The 20,553-nt window shown below is 73.7% G+C and carries 21 protein-coding genes; 10 read left to right on the forward strand and 11 right to left on the reverse strand.

The annotated features are described in order from the left end of the window. Positions 1-4: 4 nt before the first annotated feature. Positions 5-313 (reverse strand): STAS domain-containing protein, encoded by a 309-nt coding sequence (locus E4623_RS18245; protein ID WP_167736745.1) that lies wholly within the window; start codon positions 311-313, stop codon positions 5-7. A gap of 125 nt (positions 314-438) precedes the next feature. Between E4623_RS18245 and E4623_RS22790 the strand changes: the two genes are divergently transcribed. Genes E4623_RS22790 through E4623_RS18260 form a run of 3 tightly spaced genes read left to right on the forward strand, consistent with a single transcriptional unit; the run spans position 439 to position 2,930 of the window. Further along, complete coding sequence (locus E4623_RS22790) at positions 439-1,890, forward strand: ATP-binding protein (RefSeq protein WP_167736747.1); 1,452 nt, start codon at positions 439-441, stop codon at positions 1,888-1,890. Beyond that, entirely contained in the window at positions 1,880-2,548 is a 669-nt protein-coding gene (locus tag E4623_RS18255) for a response regulator transcription factor (RefSeq protein WP_134767981.1), read from the forward strand. The genes E4623_RS22790 and E4623_RS18255 overlap by 11 nt, the downstream gene beginning before the upstream one ends. Positions 2,549-2,570: 22 nt before the next feature. Continuing rightward, a complete protein-coding gene (locus E4623_RS18260; RefSeq protein ID WP_134767982.1) occupies positions 2,571-2,930 on the forward strand; it encodes a cupin domain-containing protein in 360 nt (119 codons plus the stop codon). Positions 2,931-2,986: 56 nt separating this feature from the next. Here E4623_RS18260 and E4623_RS18265 read toward each other — a convergent pair whose 3' ends face one another. After that, positions 2,987-4,348, reverse strand: coding sequence for a serine/threonine-protein kinase (locus E4623_RS18265; RefSeq protein ID WP_134767983.1), 1,362 nt, complete (start codon positions 4,346-4,348; stop codon positions 2,987-2,989). A gap of 114 nt (positions 4,349-4,462) precedes the next feature. Continuing rightward, positions 4,463-4,645, reverse strand: coding sequence for a hypothetical protein (locus tag E4623_RS18270; RefSeq protein WP_134767984.1), 183 nt, complete (start codon positions 4,643-4,645; stop codon positions 4,463-4,465). A 178-nt stretch (positions 4,646-4,823) separates the two neighbouring features. On the opposite strand from E4623_RS18270, the gene E4623_RS18275 reads away from it, so the two are divergent. After that, the gene (locus E4623_RS18275; RefSeq protein ID WP_134767985.1) at positions 4,824-6,503 is read left to right on the forward strand and encodes a hypothetical protein; all 1,680 of its coding nucleotides are present in this window, start codon (positions 4,824-4,826) and stop codon (positions 6,501-6,503) included. Positions 6,504-6,620: 117 nt separating this feature from the next. Beyond that, complete coding sequence (locus tag E4623_RS18280; RefSeq protein WP_134767986.1) at positions 6,621-7,190, forward strand: TetR/AcrR family transcriptional regulator; 570 nt, start codon at positions 6,621-6,623, stop codon at positions 7,188-7,190. 119 nt (positions 7,191-7,309) lie between these two features. On the opposite strand, the gene E4623_RS18285 is transcribed toward E4623_RS18280, so the two are convergent. From E4623_RS18285 to E4623_RS18295, 3 genes are all read right to left on the reverse strand, one after another. Beyond that, positions 7,310-8,734: an ABC transporter permease gene (locus tag E4623_RS18285; protein ID WP_134767987.1), complete on the reverse strand. Its 1,425-nt coding sequence runs from the start codon at positions 8,732-8,734 to the stop codon at positions 7,310-7,312. Continuing rightward, the gene (locus tag E4623_RS18290; protein ID WP_134767988.1) at positions 8,734-9,513 is read right to left on the reverse strand and encodes an ATP-binding cassette domain-containing protein; all 780 of its coding nucleotides are present in this window, start codon (positions 9,511-9,513) and stop codon (positions 8,734-8,736) included. Before E4623_RS18290 ends, E4623_RS18285 begins: the two co-directional genes overlap by 1 nt. Positions 9,514-9,647: 134 nt before the next feature. After that, entirely contained in the window at positions 9,648-10,859 is a 1,212-nt protein-coding gene (locus tag E4623_RS18295) for a substrate-binding domain-containing protein (protein WP_209020749.1), read from the reverse strand. Between the two features lie 168 nt (positions 10,860-11,027). Between E4623_RS18295 and E4623_RS18300 the strand changes: the two genes are divergently transcribed. Then, positions 11,028-12,212, forward strand: coding sequence for an ROK family transcriptional regulator (locus tag E4623_RS18300; protein ID WP_134767990.1), 1,185 nt, complete (start codon positions 11,028-11,030; stop codon positions 12,210-12,212). 36 nt (positions 12,213-12,248) lie between these two features. On the opposite strand, the gene E4623_RS18305 is transcribed toward E4623_RS18300, so the two are convergent. Further along, entirely contained in the window at positions 12,249-13,478 is a 1,230-nt protein-coding gene (locus E4623_RS18305; protein ID WP_209020750.1) for an MFS transporter, read from the reverse strand. Between the two features lie 83 nt (positions 13,479-13,561). On the opposite strand from E4623_RS18305, the gene E4623_RS18310 reads away from it, so the two are divergent. After that, the gene (locus E4623_RS18310) at positions 13,562-14,485 is read left to right on the forward strand and encodes a LysR family transcriptional regulator (RefSeq protein ID WP_134767991.1); all 924 of its coding nucleotides are present in this window, start codon (positions 13,562-13,564) and stop codon (positions 14,483-14,485) included. Here the strand turns inward: E4623_RS18310 and E4623_RS18315 are convergent. The 4 genes from E4623_RS18315 to E4623_RS18330 all read right to left on the reverse strand — a co-directional run bounded on the left by E4623_RS18315 (position 14,463) and on the right by E4623_RS18330 (position 17,359). Continuing rightward, entirely contained in the window at positions 14,463-15,590 is a 1,128-nt protein-coding gene (locus E4623_RS18315) for a crosslink repair DNA glycosylase YcaQ family protein (protein WP_134767992.1), read from the reverse strand. The two genes, E4623_RS18310 and E4623_RS18315, sit on opposite strands and share 23 nt — an antisense overlap. Positions 15,591-15,796: 206 nt before the next feature. Continuing rightward, complete coding sequence (locus tag E4623_RS18320) at positions 15,797-16,156, reverse strand: hypothetical protein (protein WP_134767993.1); 360 nt, start codon at positions 16,154-16,156, stop codon at positions 15,797-15,799. An 87-nt stretch (positions 16,157-16,243) separates the two neighbouring features. Continuing rightward, positions 16,244-16,951: a VOC family protein gene (locus E4623_RS18325; protein ID WP_134767994.1), complete on the reverse strand. Its 708-nt coding sequence runs from the start codon at positions 16,949-16,951 to the stop codon at positions 16,244-16,246. A 153-nt stretch (positions 16,952-17,104) separates the two neighbouring features. Further along, positions 17,105-17,359, reverse strand: a complete 255-nt coding sequence (locus E4623_RS18330; RefSeq protein ID WP_134767995.1) for a PspC domain-containing protein — start codon at positions 17,357-17,359, stop codon at positions 17,105-17,107. Positions 17,360-17,572: 213 nt separating this feature from the next. Here E4623_RS18330 and E4623_RS18335 point away from each other — a divergent pair, with 213 nt between their 5' ends. The 3 genes from E4623_RS18335 to E4623_RS18345 all read left to right on the forward strand — a co-directional run bounded on the left by E4623_RS18335 (position 17,573) and on the right by E4623_RS18345 (position 20,418). Beyond that, the gene (locus E4623_RS18335; protein WP_167736749.1) at positions 17,573-18,793 is read left to right on the forward strand and encodes an HNH endonuclease signature motif containing protein; all 1,221 of its coding nucleotides are present in this window, start codon (positions 17,573-17,575) and stop codon (positions 18,791-18,793) included. 199 nt (positions 18,794-18,992) lie between these two features. Continuing rightward, positions 18,993-19,832 (forward strand): alpha/beta hydrolase, encoded by an 840-nt coding sequence (locus tag E4623_RS18340; protein WP_134767997.1) that lies wholly within the window; start codon positions 18,993-18,995, stop codon positions 19,830-19,832. Next, positions 19,825-20,418 carry a TetR-like C-terminal domain-containing protein gene (locus E4623_RS18345; RefSeq protein WP_134767998.1) on the forward strand — a complete coding sequence of 198 codons (594 nt, stop codon included), beginning with the start codon at positions 19,825-19,827 and terminating at the stop codon, positions 20,416-20,418. The genes E4623_RS18340 and E4623_RS18345 overlap by 8 nt, the downstream gene beginning before the upstream one ends. The last annotated feature ends 135 nt before the right edge of the window (positions 20,419-20,553 follow it).

Raw genomic sequence — 20,553 nt, forward strand, 5'->3', positions numbered from 1 at the left:
CCGGTCAGCCCACGCGGTGCGGCAACGCGCACACCTCGAGCACGCGCTGCGCGATCGAGCCCGCCTCGGCGCGGAGCTCGATCGGGTGGCCGGCCCCGGTGGCCCGCTGCACGGCCTGGGCCAGCACGCCGACCGCGACGCTCGGCAGGAAGCCGACCGCGCTCAGGTCGACCACGACCGAGCGCTGGTAGGTCGCGGTGGCGGCGTCGATGGCGTCGCGCAGGGCGACGGCCGTGGCCTCGTCGACCTCGCCGCTGACCGTCAGGGTCCGCGTGGACTCGTCGAACTCGACTGCAAAGGGACCGGTCAGCACGGGACGAGGATACGCGGCCCACGACCAACCCAGGGGGTGAACCTCCCTCACCGCACCTCTGGCACCGTGACCGAGGTGCATCTTCGCGAGAGAGCCCACCTGGCCACCTCACCGGAAGGGGCTCTGTGAACGAGGACGACCTCGACGACTTCATCGCCGCGCTCCAGGACGTCGTTCTGCCGACCGGCGTCCCGGTGCTGCCGACGCTCGACGTCGCAGCCCACTTCTCGGTGGGCGCCGACACCGGTGAGGCGACCGGCGCCTGGTTCGACGTGACCGTGCTCCGCTCCGGTCGGGTGGCGCTGTCGATCGGCCAGGTGCCCGGCGGCGGGCTCGAGGCGGGCGCAGCCGCCGGCGGGGTGAGCGCCGTGCTCCGCGCCGGCCTGCTCTGCCACGAGGACGTCGCCGCCGCGCTCGGCCTCGCCGACCTCCACGCCCGGCACACCCGCGACGCGCGCGGCACCGCCGTGGTCGTCGCGCTGCTCGACCCCGAGGTCGGCTCGCTGTCCTACGTCACCGCCGGCCACGAGGCGCCCGTCGTGGCCACGGCCGACGGCACCAGCGTGCGCCTGCCCCGCACCGGCTCGGGGGCGCTCGGCACCCTCGACGGACCGGTCGTCGGCGAGCACCGCCTCGGCGACGGCGACCTGGTGCTGCTCGACTCGCCCGAGACCCCGGCGTCCACGTCGGGCTCGGCCGACGACGTCACCGCGCTGCTCGACCGGGCCCGCGTCGTCGGCGATGCCGCCGCGACCTGCTCGGCCGTGGCCCGCCCGACCGTGGCGGCGCAGACCCGCGGTGCCGTCGCCGTGCTCGCGGCCGAGCGCCGTGCGGCGCGCACCGCCGACCTGGACCTCGACCTCTCCCTCGACCCGACGACCGGACGACGCGCGCGGGTCGCGCTCGAGGACTGGCTCACCCGGCTCGGCGCACCGGCGATGGACGCACTGTGCCTCGTGCACGCCGCCACCGAGCTGGTGACGAACGCCGTCGAGCACGCCCACCTCCCCGGCGAGTCCGCGGGACGGGTGGTGCTGCACGCGACGCACGCGACCAGCGGCGAGATCGTGGTCGACGTGTCCGACGACGGCCGGTGGCGGGTGCCGTCCGACGACGTCGCCCGTGGGCGCGGGTTGGCGATGGCCGCGGGCCTGGTCGACGACATGACCCTGACGTCCGGCGAGCACGGCACCCACGCCCGGCTCCGCCACCGCCTGTCGCGCCCGGTGGTCATCGAGCGGGCGCCCGTCCCGCTGCTGCAGGTCGCGCCGCCGGTGCTCGAGGTCGAGCAGGTCCGGCTCGGCTCGGTCCGCCTTGCCGGCTTCTTCGGCCACGACGAGGTCGACCAGATCACCTACGCGCTGCTGCTCGCCTCGCGCGGCGGCACCCAGCCGATCGACATCGACCTGAGCGACGTCACGGACCTCTCGGCCGGCGGCCTCCGTCTGCTCGCCGACCTCGTCGCTCGCCCGGCTCCCGACCCGACCGGCCACGCCGGCGTCGTCCTGCACGCCCGGCGCGGCTCGGCCCCCCAGGTCGAGCTCGAACGCGCCGGCATCGTCCACCATGCCTCCTGAGGTCGTCCCCACGACCAGCCCGCGCCGGGCCCTCCGGGTCGCGGTCGCCCCCGACGCGCCGGTCGTCGTCGCCGGCGTCAAGGCGCTGCTGCGGTCCGCGGACCCCGACGTGACCGTCGTCGACCTGCCCGACACCGTGCGCGGGCTGTCGACCGTCGACGTCGTCCTCTACGACCCCCTGCACGGCGTCCCGGCCGGCTTCGGGGACGGGGCGAGCGCCGCCACGCCGGCGCTCGTCGGGTTCTCGTGGTCGGTGCGCGGCGACACCGAGGCCACCGCGCGCTCCCACGGGGCCCGCTGCCTGCTCTCGAAGGACCTCTCCGGTGCCCGGATCCTCCACGCCCTGCGGGCCGTGCAGGCCGGGCAGCGGACGTCGTTCGTGCTCAGCACGACCACGGACACGACGGCCCGCGGCCGCACCCGCGTCGTCGACGGCCTCACGGCGCGCGAGGTCGACATCCTGCAGATGATCACCGAGGGGCTCAGCAACGACGAGATCGCCCGTGGGCTGTACCTCAGCATCAACTCGGTCAAGACCTACATCCGCACGGCGTACCGCAAGATCGGCGTGACCCGACGGCCGCAGGCGGTGCTGTGGGGCGTGCACCACGGCTTCGGCCACGGCCACCCGGGCCGCGTGTCGGCCGACGACACCTGAGCCCCTGACCCCGAGGACCCCGATGCCCGCACCGTCCACGCTCGCCGCCTCGCGGCTGCTCACCCCGGACGCGCTCGGCGCGCCGCTCGCCGCCGACGCCGTCGGGGCCGGCAGCGGGCCGATGCCGACCGCGTCCGCCACGTTGGGCGACGGCGTTCCCGAGACCGGCATCTGGGAGGCGGCCCCCGGCACGGACGTCGACGTCGAGGCCGACGAGCTGTTCGTCGTCCTCGCCGGCCGCGGGACGGTGCGCTTCGACGACGACGGCAGCGAGCTCGCGCTGCAGCCCGGCGCCGTCGTCCGGTTGCGGGCCGGCGACCGCACGACCTGGACGGTCACCGAGACCCTGCGCAAGGTCTACGTGCTGCTGCCGGACCGCTGACCGCGGCCGGGCCGTCGGCGGCTCGGCGGAGCTCAGCCCCCGGGGCCCCCCGTCGACTAGCCCTTCGACTTGCCCTTGGACTTGCCCTTCGACTTGCCCTTGCCCTTCGACTTGCCCTTGCCCTTCGACTTGTCCTTTTCCTTGGACTTGCCCTTGCCCTTCGACTTGCCCTTCGACGTGGCCTTGCCCGTCGGCTTCGCGTCGGCGGCGCCGGAGGACGACGACGGGGGGCGCGCCGCCCCGCCCGCCCCCGCGGTCGGCGCCCGCGGCGTGGTGGTGCCGGTCGGGCTCGGGGCTCCGGTCGTCGTCGGGACCGACGCGGACGGCGGCGACGACGACGCGGGCGACTCGGCGCTCGGCTCACCGTCGCCGCCTCCCGCCGCCACGAGGTAGCCCAGGGCGAGGAGCAGCACGACGACGCCGGCCACGGCCACCAGCGCGACCCGGCGGCGACGGGCCTCCGGCCGCCCAGCGGGGGCGCCCATCACCGCCGTGGCGGCGACCGGGGCGGCGACCGGGACTGCGACCGGGACTGCGGCCGGCGCAGCGATCGAGGAAGCGACCGGGGCGGCGATCGGGGCGGTCATCGGGGCGGTGACCGGTGTGGGGCCCGACTCTGCGGCACGTCCCGCGAGCACCTGGAGGCGGAGGGCGACCTCCGCGGCGGAGGGACGGTCGGCTGCCTCGCGCGCGGTCATCGTCGAGACGAGGCCCGCCCAGCCCGGCGGCAGCGACGCGGGGACCAGCGGCGCGCGCTGCAGGCGGGCGAGTGCGGCCTCGACGGGCGGCCCGTCGTACTCCCGACGCCCGGTGAGTCCCTCCAGCAGGACCAGCCCCAGGGCGTAGACGTCGGCCGGGGTCGACACGGCGTCCCCGGCGACCTGCTCGGGCGCGAGGTAGGCGGCGGTGCCGATGGTGTGGCCGGTGAGGGTCAGAGACGCCTCGGACCCCGCGAGGCGCGCGATGCCGAAGTCGGTGAGCTTGGGGCGGTCGTCCGCGGCGAGCAGCACGTTCGACGGCTTGACGTCACGGTGGACGATGCCGTGGGAGTGCGCGTGCGCCAGGGCCGAGGCCAGCCCGGTCCCGATCGCCGCCCACCGCGCGGGCTCGAGCCGCTCGCGCCCCAGGAGCTCGTCGAGGGGCACCCCGGCGACCAGCTCGAGCACCAGCCACGGCCGGTCGCCCGCGACGCCCGCGTCGAGCACGGTGACGACGTTCGGGTGGTTGAGCATCGCCAGCAACCGGGCCTCGCTCGCGAAGCGCTCACGGTCGACGTCACCGACCTCGCGGAGCAGCTTGACCGCGACGTCGCGGTGGAGCACCCGGTCGTGGGCACGCACCACGTCGGCCATGCCGCCGCGGCCGAGCGGGACGCCCAGCTCGTACCGCTCGCCGAGCAGGTCGGGATCGCTGGTCATCTGCGCGGGCTCCTCGGGGTGGAAGGACGACCCGTTCACTGTGGCCGCCGCGCGGCGTGGTGGCTCCGCCCCTGCAGGTGAGACGTCCCCGGCGGGCGCCTCGGACGGCGACGCTCAGGCGTGGCCCGCCTGGGGCCCGTCGACCTCGAAGGCGTTGTCGTCGGGCTCGACCGCCTGCTCGAGCTCGGCCTCGTCGATCTCGACGCCGGCGATGGGGTTGCCGCCCTCGGTGCCCGGGACGTCGCCGGCGGGCGTGGTGTCGGCGGTGGTCTCGGGCTCGTGCTGCTCGGAGGTCATGCACCGAAGGTACGGACTGCGCGGGGCACCCGGTCCACCCCGCCGGGCAGGGGCGCCGCAGCGTCGTGGAGGCAGGTGGTCCAGACCAGTCGGATCGACGCTGGCACTCCTGGTTCAGTTCCATTACGTTACGACACGTAACTAAACATGCGACACACCACCTCAGGAGAGAGACACCATGCACCACCACCAGAACCCCCGCCCCACCGTGGCGGGGATGTGCGCCGCCGCCGTCGGGCTGGCGGCCCTGGCCGTCACCGCCGGCGCGACGCCGGCGTCGGCCCACGGCAACGCCTCGCCCACCGTCGTGAAGACCTTCACCACGATGAGCGCCACCCAGGACATCGCCGTGCTCGGCAACCGGTTCCTGTTCGCCGCCGAGGCCGAGACCGGCGGCCTCGAGCCGTTCATCTCGGACGGCACCCCCGCCGGCACCACGATGCTCAAGGACCTCGTCCCCGGCGCCGGTGACAGCACGCCGGCGGAGTTCACCCGGGTCGGCTCGCGGGTCTACTTCGTGGCCACGACGCTCGCCGCCGGCCGGGAGCTGTGGGTCACCGACGGCACGGCGGCCGGCACCTCGATGGTCGAGGACGTCCTCCCGGGCGCCCTGGGCGCCGCACCCGGCGAGCTGACCGCCTTCGGCGACCGGCTGCTCTTCAAGGCCTCCGACGGGGTCCACGGGGCCGAGCTGTGGTCGAGCCGCGGCACCGCTGCCACTACGGAGCTCGTCGACGACCTGACGCCCGGCGGTTCCGGCAGCTCCGTGTCCGGCATCACCGCGGCCGACGGCGTCGCCTACTTCCGGGCCTTCTCCGCCGGGACCGGCACCGAGCTCGTGCGCACCGACGGCACGGACGGCGGCACCCAGTTCCTGGACCTCGTGGCGGGCGGGTCGTCGAGCACCCCCGACCAGATCACCCACCTGTCCGGCGGCACCGTCGTCTTCACCGCCTCGACGTTCGGCGCGGGCCGCGAGCTGTGGCGCAGCAACGGCACCCCGGCCGGGTCCGTCCTGGTCGAGGACGTCACCCCCGGTCCGGACAACAGCACCATCACCGACCTGACGCGCGTCGGGTCGAAGGTCTTCTACGCCGGCACCCAGCCTGGCAAGGGACGTGAGCTCTTCGCCACCGCCGGCACCGCGGCGACCACCGCGATGGTGCGCGACATCGCGCCCGGCAGCAGCAGCACCCCCGCCGACATCGTCGACGTCGCGGGGCGGGCGTACTTCACCGCGGAGGCACCTGGCTCCGGCCGCGAGCTCTACACCTCCAACGGCACCGAGTCCGGCACCGTCAAGGTCGAGGAGATCGGCGCCGGGACCGACGACGGCGTCGTGGGCCCGCTGGTCGCCAGCGGCCGCTTCGTCGCCTTCGGGGGCGACACCGCCGCCACCGGCACCGAGCCGTGGGTGAGCAACGGGTCCGCCGGCGGCACCGACCAGGTCAAGGACGTCGTCCCGGGCAACCAGGGCAGCGCCCAGGCCCTGGTCGCCGTCGGCAACCACGTCGTCTACCGCACCCTCGTGGAGGGCAAGCCCACCCTGGTCGCGCACGACGTCCAGCGCTGGTTCACCGTCGACGCGGCCACGCCCAAGATCACCAAGAAGACCAAGGGCAAGCTGCGCGCCGGCTCCAAGCTGGTCGCCCAGGCCGGCTCGTGGGAGCCGGGTGCCACGCTGACGTTCCGCTGGCTGCGGAACGGCAAGCCGATCGCCGGGGCCACCAAGACGACCTACCAGGTCAAGAAGGCCGACCGCGGCAAGAAGATCCGGGTCCGCGTCACCGGTGCGCTGGCCGGCCACAACTCGGTGGAACGCACGTCCTCCGCGACCGGCAAGGTCACGAAGGGCTGAGCACCATCAGCGACGACCGCAGCGGTCGGACCCCTCGGGTCCGGCCGCTGTCGGCATGCCCGACCACGAAGGCCCACCACCCACGGTGGACGATGGCTGCAACGACCAGGAGGACCCATGGCGCGCCCGCGTGACCCGCTCATCGAGGAACGGATCCTCGATGCGACCGACGACCTCATCGCCGAGCACGGCTACGCCGGCCTGACGATGGAGGCCATCGCCGAGAGGGCCGGGGTGGGCAAGCCCACCATCTACCGCCGCTTCGCCAACCGCGACGAGGTCGTCATGGCGGTCAACGCCCGCGCCTCCATCCCCGTCGAGCCGGTCGACACCGGGAGCCTGCTGGGCGACATCCAGGCCGTGGTCCGCGGCGTGGTCCCCACGGTCAACACCCCGACCATCCGGGCCACCCTCGGCCCACAGGTCGGACGCGCCATCGCCGACGACACCGCCAACCGCGTGTTCCAGGACACCGTCGGCGGGTCCTCGGACGTGTACATGCGACCGATCTGGCAGCGGGGCCTGGACCGTGGCGAGATCGATCCCGACCTCGACTACCTCGTGGCGCGCACCGCCCTCGGGACCGCCGTGATCTTCTCCCTCACGCTCTACCGCCTCGACGACTCGTGCGTCGACCAGATCGCGCGCATGTGGGTCCGCTCGGTGGCCCCGCCCCCCGAGCGCTGATCGGCTGCAGTCGTTCTCCGGGCTGAACTGGCGCCGCTTGACCGGGTGCGTGACCACGAGCACCGCGGGCGTCAGGCCGGTCGCGGTGGACCGGCCTGACGCCGTCGGGTCGGCCTCGTTCAGGAACGCCGGGCCCTGCGGCGCGAGACCGCGTCGATCGCGGCGGCGAGGAGCAGCACGACGCCGGTGATGACCTGCTGCCACTGGGCACCCAGGCTCGGACGCAGGCCGAGACCGTTCGGGATGATGACGATCACCAGGGCGCCGAGGATGGCGTCGCGCGGCTTGCCCCGACCACCGAACAGCGACGTGCCACCGATGACGGCGGCCGCCACCGAGAAGAGCAGCACGTTGCCGGAGCCGAGGTCGAGCGAGGCCGACGACTGCGACGACGCGAGCAGCACGCCACCCATCGCACCGAAGGCGGAGCACAGCGCGAACGCCGTCACCTTCATGTGGACGACGTCGATGCCCGCGCGCCGGGCGGCCTCGGCGTTGCCGCCGGTGGCGTAGAGGTGCCGGCCCCAGGTGGTCCGGGTCAGGGCGATCGCGCAGGCGATCATGAGCAGCACGGCGATCACGACCGCCACGGGGATCCCTTGGATCACCAGCCGTGAGCGCGGGTTGGGGTTGCGGTTCTGGTTGGCCAGGACCGTGAGCACGATGCCGACCGCGGCGATGATGCCGCCGCGCAGCAGCACCAGGCTGACGGCGTCGTGGGTCAGGTGGGCGGCCTTGGCGCGCAGGGCCGTGACCAGGGTGAAGGCGAGGTAGCCCAGCACGACCACCAGGGTGAAGATCCAGCTCTGCGTCGGGCTCAGGGTGCCGTAGGTCAGGTCGTGCCAGAAGTCGTAGTTGGAGGTGTTGACCGGGCGGCCGTCGAGGGCGAACTGGAGCACGCCCTGCCACGCGAGGAAGAGCGCGAGGGTGACGACGAAGCTGGGGATGCCGACCTTCGCCACCAGGATGCCGTTGGCCACCCCGATCGCGGTGCCGATGCAGACGGCGGCCACGAGGGCGAGCACCAGGTGCTGCGTCTGGTTGGTCGCGACGAGCACGAGCCCGACCAGGACGACGACCGCGGCGGACCAGGCGTGGACCCAGACGGCGAGGCCGATGGCGACGAGCAGCCCGACGATCAGCGCCCAGTACATGAAGGACGGCAGCCCGTCCTTCAGGTCGCCGTCGAAGACCGCGACGGCGGCGAGGGCGGCGCACATGCCGCCGGCGGTGCCGGCCGACAGGTCGATCTCGCCGAGCAGCAGCACGAAGACCAGGCCCATCGCGATCACCGCGATGTAGACGCCCTGGCCGGGGAGGTTGCCGATGTTGTACTTCGTCAGGAACGCCTCGCTGACCTGCATGAAGATCACGCCGAGCACGACGAGGCCGAGCACCGACGGCAGCGCCCCCGGGTCTCCGGTGCGCAGCTTGGTGACCCAGCCGGTCAGGGCGCCGCCGATGGATCGCTCCTCGACGTCGAGGGAGAACTCGCCGGCGCGCTCGGGCTTGTCGAGGCTGGGAGAGGGGGTCTCGGTGCTCATCACATGACCTCGTTCGCGGTTGCCTTGCTGAGGCCCAGGTCGCCGGTGCGGCCCGACGTGATGAGCTCGACGATCTGGGTGGTGCTCGTGTCGGTGGTCTTGACCTCGGCGGCGACGCGGCCGAGGAAGAGTGCGGCGACCCGGTCGGCGACCTCCATGACGTCGTTCATGTTGTGCGAGATCAGGACGACGCCACGGCCCTGGTCGGCCAGCCGCCGCACGAGGTCGAGGACCTGGCGGGTCTGCGCGACACCGAGAGCGGCGGTCGGCTCGTCGAGGAAGACGACCTTGCTGTTCCACAGGACGGCCTTGGCGATGGCGACGGTCTGGCGCTGGCCACCGGAGAGGTTCGCGACCTGCTGACGCACCGACGACACGGTGCGCACCGACAGGCTGGCGAGGGTCTCGCGCGCCTTGCGCTCCATCTGACCGTCGGCGAGGAACATGCCCATGGTGCGGATCTCGCGGCCGAGGAACATGTTCTGGGTGATGTCGAGGTTGTCGGCCAGCGCGAGGTCCTGGTAGACGAACTCGATGCCGAGCGCGCTGGCTGCGCGGGGATCGGCGATGGTCACCGCCTGGCCCTCGAAGGTGATCTGCCCGGAGTCGATGGAGTTGATGCCGGCGAAGCACTTCACCAGGGTCGACTTGCCGGCGCCGTTGTCACCGACGAGCGCGGTGACCTCGCCGGGGTAGACGTCGAAGTCGACGTCGTGCAGGACGTGGACGGGCCCGAAGCTCTTGTTGAGCCCCCGGGCCGAGAGGAGCGGTTCGGACACGGTCCGGCCTTTCGGATGAGCGTGCGAGGAGCGGAAGGGGCGGCGCGTACGACGGTGGCCGGGCCGGTCGGCCCGGCCACCGCGTCGCGCTGGTGGAGCTCGGAGGTGCGGGGTGCCAGGGTTCCTGGCCGGGATCAGGAGATCCCGAGCTCCTCGCAGTCGGCCTCGATCCCCTGGCAGATCTCGTCGGCGCTGAGCGCACCGGCCTCGATCACGTCGGCGACGTTGGCCTGGGTGATGACCTGGGCCGGCAGCAGGAGCGCCTGCAGGTCGTGGTCGGGGGCCTCCGGGTCCTCGAACGGCGCCAGCTCGAGACCCGCGTCGGCGGGGTCGGTGCCGGCGGCGACCGCGATGGCCAGCTGGGCGGCGGCGTTGGCCTCGAGCTTGACGTCCTTGAAGACCGTCATGCTCTGGGTGCCCGTGATGATGTTCTGCAGACCCTGGACACCGGCGTCCTGGCCGGTGACGACGACGCGGCCGTCGAGACCGTTGGTCTTGAGCACGCCGATGACGGCGTTGGCGATGTCGTCGTTGGCGGCGAGCACGCCGTCGACCTCGCCGTTGACGGCGGTGAAGGCCTGCTGGAACGTCGGGGCGGCGTTCTCGACCTTCCAGCCCTTGACCGTCGCCTCCTGGGTGATGGTCAGCTTGCCCTCCTCGACCAGCGGGTCGAGCACCGCGTGGGCGCCCTTCATGAAGAGCACGGCGTTGTTGTCGACGTCGGTGCCGCCGTTCATCATGATGATGTTGGGGTTCTCGGCGCCGCTCGCGTCGAGGCAGTCGACCAGGGTCTGGGCCTGGAGACGGCCGACGTCCTCGTTGTCGAACGAGACGTAGTAGGGCGCGGTGCCGCCGAGGTTGACGCGGTCGTAGTCGATGACCGGGACGCCGGCCTCGTCGGCCTGCTTCTCCACACCGGCGCCGGAGGCGGCGTCGATCGAGTCGATGATGAGCACCTTGACGCCGGCACCGATCATGTTCTGCGCGAGCGAGGTGAACTTGTTGATGTCACCCTGCGCGTTCTGGATGTCGGGGGTCAGGCCGGCCGCGGAGAGCGCCTCTTCGAGCAGCGGGGCGTCGTAGGTCTCGTAGCGGGTCGACGACGTCGTGTCGGGCAGGATCACGCCGACCTTGCCGGTGGCCTGGCCGGCGTCGCCGCCCTCGGGCATCTTCGCCTCGCTCATCGGCGGGCTGTCGAGGCTGCAGGCGCCGGTGATGTCGGCGCTGCCGCCGTCACCCCCGTCGCCCCCGTCGCCGCCGTCGTCGGAGCCACAGGCCGCCAACGGGCCGACAGACAGCGTGAGCGCTGCCCCGGCGAGGGCGGCGCGGCGGATGAATGAAGACACGGATTCCTCCTGCATGAGTTCGGGCGACGGGCGCCACTGGTGCTCGAAGTGTTGTCGGTCACGCCGTAGTCGTCAAGACATGAACGCAAAATCGATCGATATCGGCGATCGGCCGGTTTATTGACCACACCTTGACGACTACCTCGCTCGTCCAGCACAGTTCGGGCCATGTCGACCGTCGACCCCGCTCCGGGCTCCACCGCCTCGCTGCGCACGGCGAACCAGCGGCGGGTGCTCGACGTGCTCCAGGCACAGGGCGCGGACCTCGACCACCCCGACGAGCCGCAGATCACCCAGGCCGACCTCGCCCGGACGACCGGGCTCGCGCCCGCGACGGTGTCGAGCATCGTGCGCGAGCTCGCCGCCGCCGGCCTGGTCACCACCGTGCCGGGCAGTGGTCGTCGCGGCACCACGGTGCAGCTCGCCCCGGGCGCCGGCGTGGTCGCCGGCGTCGACTTCGGGCACAGCCACGTGTCGGTCGCCGTCGGCGACCTCACCGGCCAGCTGCTCGGCGAGCAGCACCGCCCCCTCGACCCCGCGCACGGGCACGACGAGGGGCTCACGTGCGCCGCGGAGATGCTCGGCGCCCTGCTCGCGGGGCTCGGGCTCGAGGCGGGCGCGGTGCGGAGCACCGGGCTCGGGCTGCCCGCGCCCATGATCGACGACGTCGTCCGCTCCTCGGCGATCCTCCCCGGCTGGGTCGGCGTCAACGCACGCCAGGTGGCCGAGGAGCGCTTCGCCGGACCGGTGCACATCGAGAACGACGCCAACCTCGGCGCCCTCGCCGAGCACCGGCTGGGCAGCGCGCGTGGCCACGCCACGTCGGTCTACCTCAAGCTCTCCTCGGGCGTCGGCTCCGGCATCATCATCGACGGCCACCTCTTCCACGGCGCGAGCGGCACTGCCGGCGAGGTCGGCCACCTGACCGTCGACGAGCAGGGGCCGGTGTGCCGGTGCGGCAGCCGAGGCTGCCTGGAGACCTACGCCTCCACCGGCAGCGTGCTGGAGCTGATGGCCACGCAGATGCCGGGCGCGACCCTCGACGAGGTGATCGACGAGGCGCGCAGGGGCAACGTGTCGGCCCTGCGCAGCCTCGAGGACGCCGGCCTCCACCTCGGGTGGGGCCTGGGCAGCCTCGTCAACCTCTTCAACCCCGCCCTCATCGTCGTCGGCGGCGACCTCGCCCGCGCGGGCGACCTCCTGCTCGAGTCGGCCCGGGTCGGCCTGCGCCGGCACGCGCTGGACGCCGTCGCCGCGACGCCCGTCGTGGCCAGCAGCCTCGGCCGGCGCGCCTCGCTCGTCGGCGCCGTGCTGCTCGCTGCCGAGCGCACCGACCTGCTGCCCGCCGACTGAGGCCCGCCCGGTCCGACGGCAACCGGTGGGCGGGTCTCAGGAGACCCGCAGGCTGCGAGCGGTGCTCGCGAGCACCGCGGCGCTCGTCACGACCACGAACCCGACGAGCACGGTGACCGGGTCCAGGAACAGCAGCGCCACCCCGGTCAGGAGGACCGGGACCGTCAGGCCGGCGTACGCCGTCAGGAAGAGTGCCGCGAGCACCTCGCCCCGCTGGTCGGCCGGGGCCAGCGCACCGGCGCGGACCACGGCCGAGCGGAACACCAGCCCGACGCCCGTGCCGGCCACGACGGCGCCCAGGAGGAAGACGCCGAGCAGCGCCGCGACGGCGCCGACGACCACGACCACGAGCCCGGCGACGAGCGCCGTGGCACCGGCCACCACCTGGCGGCGAGGCGTCCAGCCGCCGCCGAGCACCTGGGCGGCGGCCGCGGCGGCGAAGACCGCGAAGGTGACCGTGCCCGCGAGCAGGTGGTCGGTGCGGTGCAGGACCGTGACGAGGAAGGTCGGGGCCAGGGCGGTGAACATCCCGAACACGGCGAAGGCGGTGAACGCGCTGGCGCCCGCTGCCCGGAAGGCCGGACGCTCCGCGATCGGCACGGCGACGCGTTGCGGGTGGTAGGGCGCCCGCACCTCGGGTCGGGCGACCGTCTCGGGCACCGTCGCCACGGCAGCGGCCGCGACCAGGAGGAGCACCAGGAACACCAGGTACGGCGTGTGGAGCGGCGCCGGCGCGAGCTCGGCCAGCAGCCCCCCGGCCAGGGGCCCGAGGGCCAGTCCGCCGATGTTGGCGAGGCCGGCCACCGTGGCGGCGTGGCGCGGCCCGGCGCCCGGAGCGGCGACCGCGCGGAGCTCGCCCAGGTGGGCCGTGGCGGTCGCGGTCAGCGTGCCGATCCCGATGCCGCAGACCAGCCGGGCCACGAGCAGGACCGGGAGCGACGTCGAGGTCAGGAAGACCAGGGCCGAGACCACCTCGAGCCCGATCGAGAGCAGGATCAGCGGACGACGTCCGAGCGTGTCGCTCAGGTGCCCGGCGAGGAGCAGGCTGACCATCACCCCGACCGCGAAGGCGGCGAAGACCACCGTCACCACGACCGGCGCGAAGCCCGCCTCCTGCTGGTAGATCGCGTAGAGGGGCGTCGGCACGGTCGCGAACGCCATCACGGTGAGGAAGGCCAGCGCCACCACCCAGTAGCCGGCCGCGTGGCGGCGTGCGGGGCTGGTGACGACGGGGGCCGGGGTGACGTCGAGCGTGGTGGTGTTCACGGACTCGAGTCTGCGACGCCTGACTGTCCGCGTCCAACGAAAGATCTTGGATCGATTATTCGCTCGTGTTGCACAATGGGTCCATGGACCAGCGTGCCGTCGAGCAGTTCGTCGCCGTGGCGGAGGAGCTGAGCGTGACGCGGGCGGCCCGTCGGCTGTACGCGGCTCAGTCGACCGTCTCGGCCGGGGTGCGCAGCCTCGAGCACGAGCTCGGCGCGCGCCTGTTCGAGCGGACGACGCGCAGCATGCGCCTGACCGAGGCCGGGGAGCGGGTGCTGCCCGAGGCGCGCGCGCTCCTCGCGGCGGCGACGCGGATGCACGACGTCGCCGCCGAGGACGACGCGCAGCTGCGGGGGCGGGTCCGGCTGGGCTCGTTCGCCGGCCTCGACGTCGTCGACCTCCCACACGTGGTGGCGACGTTCAGCGCCGAGCACCCGCTCGTCGACCTCGTCCTGTCGGCCTCGCCGCACGGGTCCACCGGGCTGATGGACGACCTGCGCCGGGGCCGGCTCGACGTCGCCTTCTCCTCCCTCCCCGGCAGGAGCGACCCCGACATCGTGTCGGTGCCGCTGGCGTCGCTGCCGTTCGTGGCCCTGGTCCCGAGCGGCCACCGACTGGCGCGACGCCGCCGGATCCGCCTCGCCGAGCTGACCGACGAGGGCTGGGTCGACACGCTGCCCGGCTACGGCAACCGCGTGCTGCTCGACCGCACGCTCGGCGAGCGAGGGGCGCGGCGCCGGCTCGTGGTCGAGGTGGCCGAGCTCCCGTCGGTCCCGCGCTACGTCGCCGCGGGGGTGGGCGTCGCCGTCGTCCCCGACGTCGTCGAGGCTCCGGGCTGCGTCCGGGTCGACCTGGTCGACGGCCCCCCGCCGTGGCCGCTCGCCGTCTGCACCCGACGCCACGACGGCCCGGGCGCGGCGGCGCGCGCCCTCGTGACGGCCCTGGTCGGGTCGGGGGCGTCGGGCGCCGGAGACCGGCGGCCGCCTAGGGCCCCGGCGTCGCCGTGAAGGTGAGGCGCAGGTCGCGGCCCAGGAGGCCGGCGAGGCGGTCGGCCTCCCGGGCGATGGCCTCCCTCGGGGCCGGCCGCTCGTCGAGCCAGGACACGGCGAGGTCGTCCCCCCGCGCCGTCCAGGTGCCACGGACGACGCCGCCGTGGACGACCGGGTTGGCCTTGCGGGTCACCAGGTCGCGCCGCGACGGCGGCGTGACGTGCTGGTCCTTGGTGCCGGGGCCGATCACCCACTGGTCGTGGCCGGGCAGGAGCCGCACCGCCTCGCTCGGCGCCGCGGCCGCCAGCGGGTCGGCGTCCTCGCGGGCGACGTAGGCCGTCGTCCCGTCGACGTCGACGGCGACCAGCCGGTCGGCCAGACCCGCGAGCCATCCCGTCAGCCGCTTGCGACCCGCGCTGAGGCCCTCGCCGAGCCAGTACTGGACGTGCTCCGGCGTGGCCGGTCCGTAGGCCCGCAGGTAGGCGAGGATCGCCAGCGGACCCGCCTCCTCGAGGTCGGGGATCCCCGCCCAGCGCGGGTTGGTGTCGAGCCGCTGGAGCGTCATCGCCCCGCCCCGCGGCGGCGCGAGGCTCACGTCGCCCTGCCAGCACAGCGGCTTGACCAGGGTGCCCGCGCCGTCGGCGAAGGTCGGCCCGAGGTGGCGGTACCGACGGTCGACCGTCAGCGCCTCGCCGAGCTCACCGACGCTCAACGGCCCGTCGGTCAGCGCCTCGCGCACCGCTGCCCGGAAGTCCGGCCAGTCCTCGGGCCGGAGGCGGTAGTGCTCCACCCAGCTCGCCAGCTCCCACTGCCGCCCAGCGGCCCGCAGCGCGAGGTAGGTGCCGCCGTCCTCGGGCGAGACGTGGTGCATCGACCCGCGGAACGCGAACGTCGTCACCACCTCGCCGGCGCGCCACGCCGCCGCGAGCTCCCCGGGCTCCGACGACGCACGCCGGGTGCGGACCGCCAGCTCGGCCAGGGCGCCGTCCATCGCGAGCACCGCACCCAACCGGCGGACGACGTCCACCACCGGCGCGGTGCCGACCGGGTCGAGGAGGTGCTGCCCCGTCCGCCACGCCAGCGCCTGGGGCCACGACACCGACATCTCGGGAGCTCTGCTCATGCCGCGATGCTGGCAGCAGATCCGGACGGATCACGTCCGGAACTGTCGGGGCCTCCCCGGGACCGGTCTCGCGGCGCCGAAGGGACGAGCCGGTGCTGCGAGGGGCACGCGACGCGCGAGTGCCCGGGGCGGACCACCTCGTGGTCCGCCCCGGGCACCGTGGCGCGGGGACGGCGGTCCCCGCTGGTCGGTTCAGAGCGGGCGGATCAGCCCCACACCGCGGACTTGGACGCGACCTTGTAGCTGCTGCTGGTCTGGTTGGTGAAGGCGATGCCGACACCGCCGTTCTTCGAGGTGCAGACCTTGTAGGCGCGGCCGACCACGAACTTGCCGTCGGGCAGAGGGGTCTTGCTGACCTGCTTGCCGGCGGTGCCGGTGATGCGCTTGACCTTGGCGATGGTCATGCCGTTCTTGATCTTGCGGTACTCGGCCTTCGACACGCAGCCCTTCGCGGCGGCCCGCTCGGACGAGGCGTCGACCGTCGTGGCGCCGGCCGGGGCCAGGGCTGCGGTGCTGACGAGAGCGGTGGACAGAACGGCAGCGGCTGCCGCGCGACGCAGGGACACAGGTTCTCCTGAAGGTGGTGTGACGGGTGGTCGGGCTGGCGTGTGCCCGCCCTCACCAGACTTCAAACTGCGTCCCGGCGTGCCGGCTCAGTCCGTCGCCGCGGCGGAGGCGTCGACGCAGACGACGGCCCGGTTGCCGTCCTGGTCGGCGACCACGGTGAGCGAGGGTGCGTCGCCGTCGTCGACGACGGTGCCACCCGCGGCGACGGCGGCGGCGATCCGGCGTTCGGCCGTCTCGGGCGCCACGTAGACCTCGAGGTGGAACCGCTGGCCCGTGGACCCGTGCTCGTCGGCGTCCCCGAACCACAGGTGGGGCACCCGGTCCGTGGCGTCCCGGATCTCGTCGCTCGGGGTGCCGCGACCCTGCGCGTCGGCGCTGCCGGTCAGCAGGGCGGCCCACACGGGGGCGATGGTCGCGGAGCGCGCCGTGTCGAGGCCGAGCTCGATCTCGCTGACCGCGGCCGGGTCGGCGTGGAGTCCATGATCGGCGGCGATCTCGGTGATCCGCCGGGCGAGGTCGACGTCCTGCTGGGTGACCCACTCGACGACGAGCTCGGTGCCGTCGTCGTCGCGGTGCACGGCGTCGTCGCTGACGAGCTTCAGGTCGACGTACCCCTTGCCGAGGGTCACCCGGGGGTGGTGGCCGAGTGTGTCGCCGACCTCGCCCACCGCGACGAGGAACCGGGCGCCGCCGCTGAAGCCGTCGACCAGGTAGCGCGCGTGCAGTCCCTGGGCCAGCTTGCGCCAGTCGGCCAGACCCGCCTCGGCGATCTGCTGGCTCCGCACCATGTCCATGGACGGCGACCCTAGCCCTCGATCGGCCCGCCGTCGCGTGCCGTGGGCGACCGGACCCGGCCGCAGCCGCGGCGCGGTCCGGGCCAGGTCGACGCGTCGGCCTCGCGTCCGGCGGCGCTCCGGCGGCGCTCCGGCGGCGCTCCGGCGGCTCGCCTAGGCGGCCGAGTACGTCGCAGGCGGCGTCACGTGGGTGGCGGCGTCCTCGGTCGGCATCAGGATCCACAGCACCGGGTAGACCAGCAGCTGGCTGCCCGGGAGGACCATCAGCAGCAGCACGAACAGCAGGCGCGTGGTCCAGGGTGTGAGGCCGAGCCGGCGCCCGAGGCCGGCGCAGACGCCACCGAGGACCTTGCCGTCCCGGGGACGGACGAGGCCCTGGCGGGCGAAGCTGGAACGGATGTCGGTCATGGTGGTCCTCCGGTTGGTCGACTGGTCCCTCCAGCGTGCGTCCTCGCGACGCCGCCCACCATCGGGAACGGCCCTGGCCCTCCCCCTGCACCCCGTCTCGGGGTGGGCGGCGGACGATGCCTGACCGGACGACGTGCGGCACCAGGCTCGAGCTTCTCCATAGGGATGTCGAACACAGTGTCGATTGTCGGCGGTGCGGCGTGGAATCGGGGCATGAGCAAGCACCACGACGACCACCGCGACGGGCACCCCGTTGCCCGGTTCGTCGCGGTCCTCGAGGCCGAGGTCGCTGATCTGGTGGATGCTCCGGCGTGGTCGCTGGACGCTGCTGCGACCGCCGACCTGGTGCCGCGGCTGGCAGAGGTGGTGGCCGGGGTGCAGGAGCTCGAGGCGCGAGTGGTCGGGCAGGCCGGGGTCCTCGACCTGCCCGGGACGATCGGGGCGCCGTCGCTGGCGGCGTGGCTCGCGCGGGTCACCCGGGTCACCGGTGGCGAGGCCGCCCGGAAGGTCCGGCTGGCCGGCGACCTCGCCGACCACGAACCGACCCGGGTCGCGATGGCGTCCGGTCGGGTGCACGCCGAGCAGGCGAGGGTCATCGCCGCCGCCGTCGAGGACCTCGACGGCCAGCACCTGCGCGACAAGGCCGAGGCGCACCTGCTCGCCGAAGCCGCCCACCACGACGCCCACGACCTGAAGACCCTCAGCCGCCGGATCCTGGAGACCCTCGACCCCGACCGGGCCGACGAGCACGAAGCCCGCCTGCTGGAGGCGGAGGAGGCTCGGGCCCGCAAGCGCACCACGTTCACGCTGTGGGACGACGGCGAGGGGCTGGCCCACGGCCGGTTCACGATGCCGTCCGCGCAGGCCTCCATGCTGAAGAAGGCATTGGCCGCGATCGCGGCACCCAAGCACGTCCGCGCCACCGAGGGCGCCGGGACCTACGACCACGAGAGGCCGACCCCGGAGAGGCTGGGGCGGGCGTTCTGCGAGTACGTCGAGCGCTACCCCACCGACCAGCTCCCGAGCCTCGGCGGGACCAGTGCCACCGTCGTGGTCACGATGACCCTCGAGACCCTCCTCGGCGGCCTCGCCGCCGCGCACCTCGACACCGGCGTCGCCCTCTCACCCGACCAGGCCCGCCGGATCGCCTGCGAAGCAGGCATCATCCCCGCCGTCCTGGACGGCGCCGGCCACGTCCTCGACCTCGGCAGGAAGCGCCGCTTCCACACCAGCACCCAACGCCTTGCGATCGGGTTGGAGCAGCCTCACTGCCAGCACCAGACGTGCACCACCCCCGCCGCGTACTGCCACACCCACCACGCAGTCCCCTGGTCCAAAGGCGGCGAGACCAACACCAAAGACACCGCCCTCCTCTGCCCCTTCCACCACCACCAGGCCCACGCCAGCGGCCAGACCTACCCGATGCGTCCCTGACGCCACGGCCCTCCGGCCGACCCACCGCCGACGGGTCGGCACCCCTGGGCAGCACCAGCCGACGTCGGAGCGCCGTCCTGCCACGGCCCACGGCGCCACGGCGCCACGAGATGAGTGTGCTCTTCCCTCTTGACGGCTAACGTCATTAGCCTTAGGCTAATGTCACTAGCCAATCCGCACCCGAGCTCTGGAGCACCCCATGACCGAGTACCTGCACCTCGGCGAGAACAGCCTCGCCTACGACGTCGCCGGCCAGGGGCCGCTCGTCGTCCTCGCCCACGGGATGGGCGACACCCGTCGCTCGTACCGGTTCGTCGCTCCCGCCCTGGTCGAGGCGGGCTACCGGGTCGCCTCCGTCGACCTCCGCGGCTGCGGTGAGTCCAGCCTCGGGTGGGACGGCTACAGCCGCACCGACATCGCCGCCGACCTGGTCGCGCTCGTCCGCCACCTGGGCGGCGGCCCGGCCGTGATCGTCGGGCAGTCCATCAGCGGCGGCGCCGCGACGATCGCCGCCGCCACCGCGCCGCACCTGATCACCGGCCTGGTCGAGCTCGCTCCCTTCACCCGAGCCCAGTCGTTCCCCGTCGGGGGGTTCCTGCGGGTCCGGCCCTACCGGCGCGGAACCCTGTACCTGGGGCGGACCGTGCTGACCGGGAGCCTGGTGAGCTGGAAGAAGTACCTCGACCTGGCCTACCCCACCAAGCCCGCCGACTGGGACGCCGAGCTGGCCCGCACCGACGCCACCTTGAGCGAGCCCGGCCGGATGAAGGCACTGCAGGCCATGGCCAGGTCCAAGCCGACCGACGCCGGAGCGCAGCTGACCAACGTCCGGTGCCCGGTCCTCGTCGTCGAGGGAAGCGCCGACCCCGACTGGGCCGACCCGCGGGCCGAGGGCGAGCGCATCATCGGCGACCTGCCGGCCGGGCTCGGCGAGATGACGGTGCTGGAGGGCGCCGGCCACTACCCGCACGCCGAGGTCCCCGACCAGGTGGTCGCGGTGACGCTGCCCTTCCTGGCTCGGGTGCTGCCCCGTGCCTAGGGCCGGCCTGACCGCGGCCACGGTCACCGAGGCCGCGGCCGCGCTCGCCGATGAGGTCGGGTTCTCGCAGCTCAGCATGGGCCTGCTCGCCGAGCGCCTCGCCGTCAAGACCCCCTCGCTGTACAAGCACGTCGGTGGCCAGGCCGACCTCGCGCACCGCATCGCGGTCCTGGCCGCCACCGAGCTCGGCGACGCCCTGCGCGACGCCACCCAGGGACGCGCCGGCACCGACGCCCTCGTCGCCGCCGCCCGGGCGATGCGCGCCTACGTCACCGCCCACCCCGGCCGGTACGCAGCCGGGAACACCGTCCGCCCCACCGGACCGGACGACGTCCTCACCCCTGCCATCGACCGGATGCTCGGGTCGTTCTCGGCGGTCCTGCGCGGCTACGCGCTCGACGCCGACCAGGAGGTGCACGCCCTGCGGATGCTGCGCAGCATGCTCCACGGCTTCGCGGTCCTCGAGGTCGAGGGCGGGTTCCGGTTCGACACGGACGTCGACGACAGCTTCAAATGGATGGTGGACCTCGTCGACCACGGACTGCGTGCCACGCGCACCCCACTCGACGCACCCACGTCACCCTGACTCCCCGCCGGGCGTCGACGTCTCGACGACTCCCTGGACATGGCGGTCTCCTCCCCCGCAGAATGCGGACGTCGACCGGATCGACGTCGGGCGCGGATGGCTCGAGCCGGTGCGACCAGCGGGTGGATCGTGGTG

It is taken from the genome of Nocardioides sp. 1609, assembly GCF_004522105.1.
Taxonomy (GTDB): domain Bacteria; phylum Actinomycetota; class Actinomycetes; order Propionibacteriales; family Nocardioidaceae; genus Nocardioides.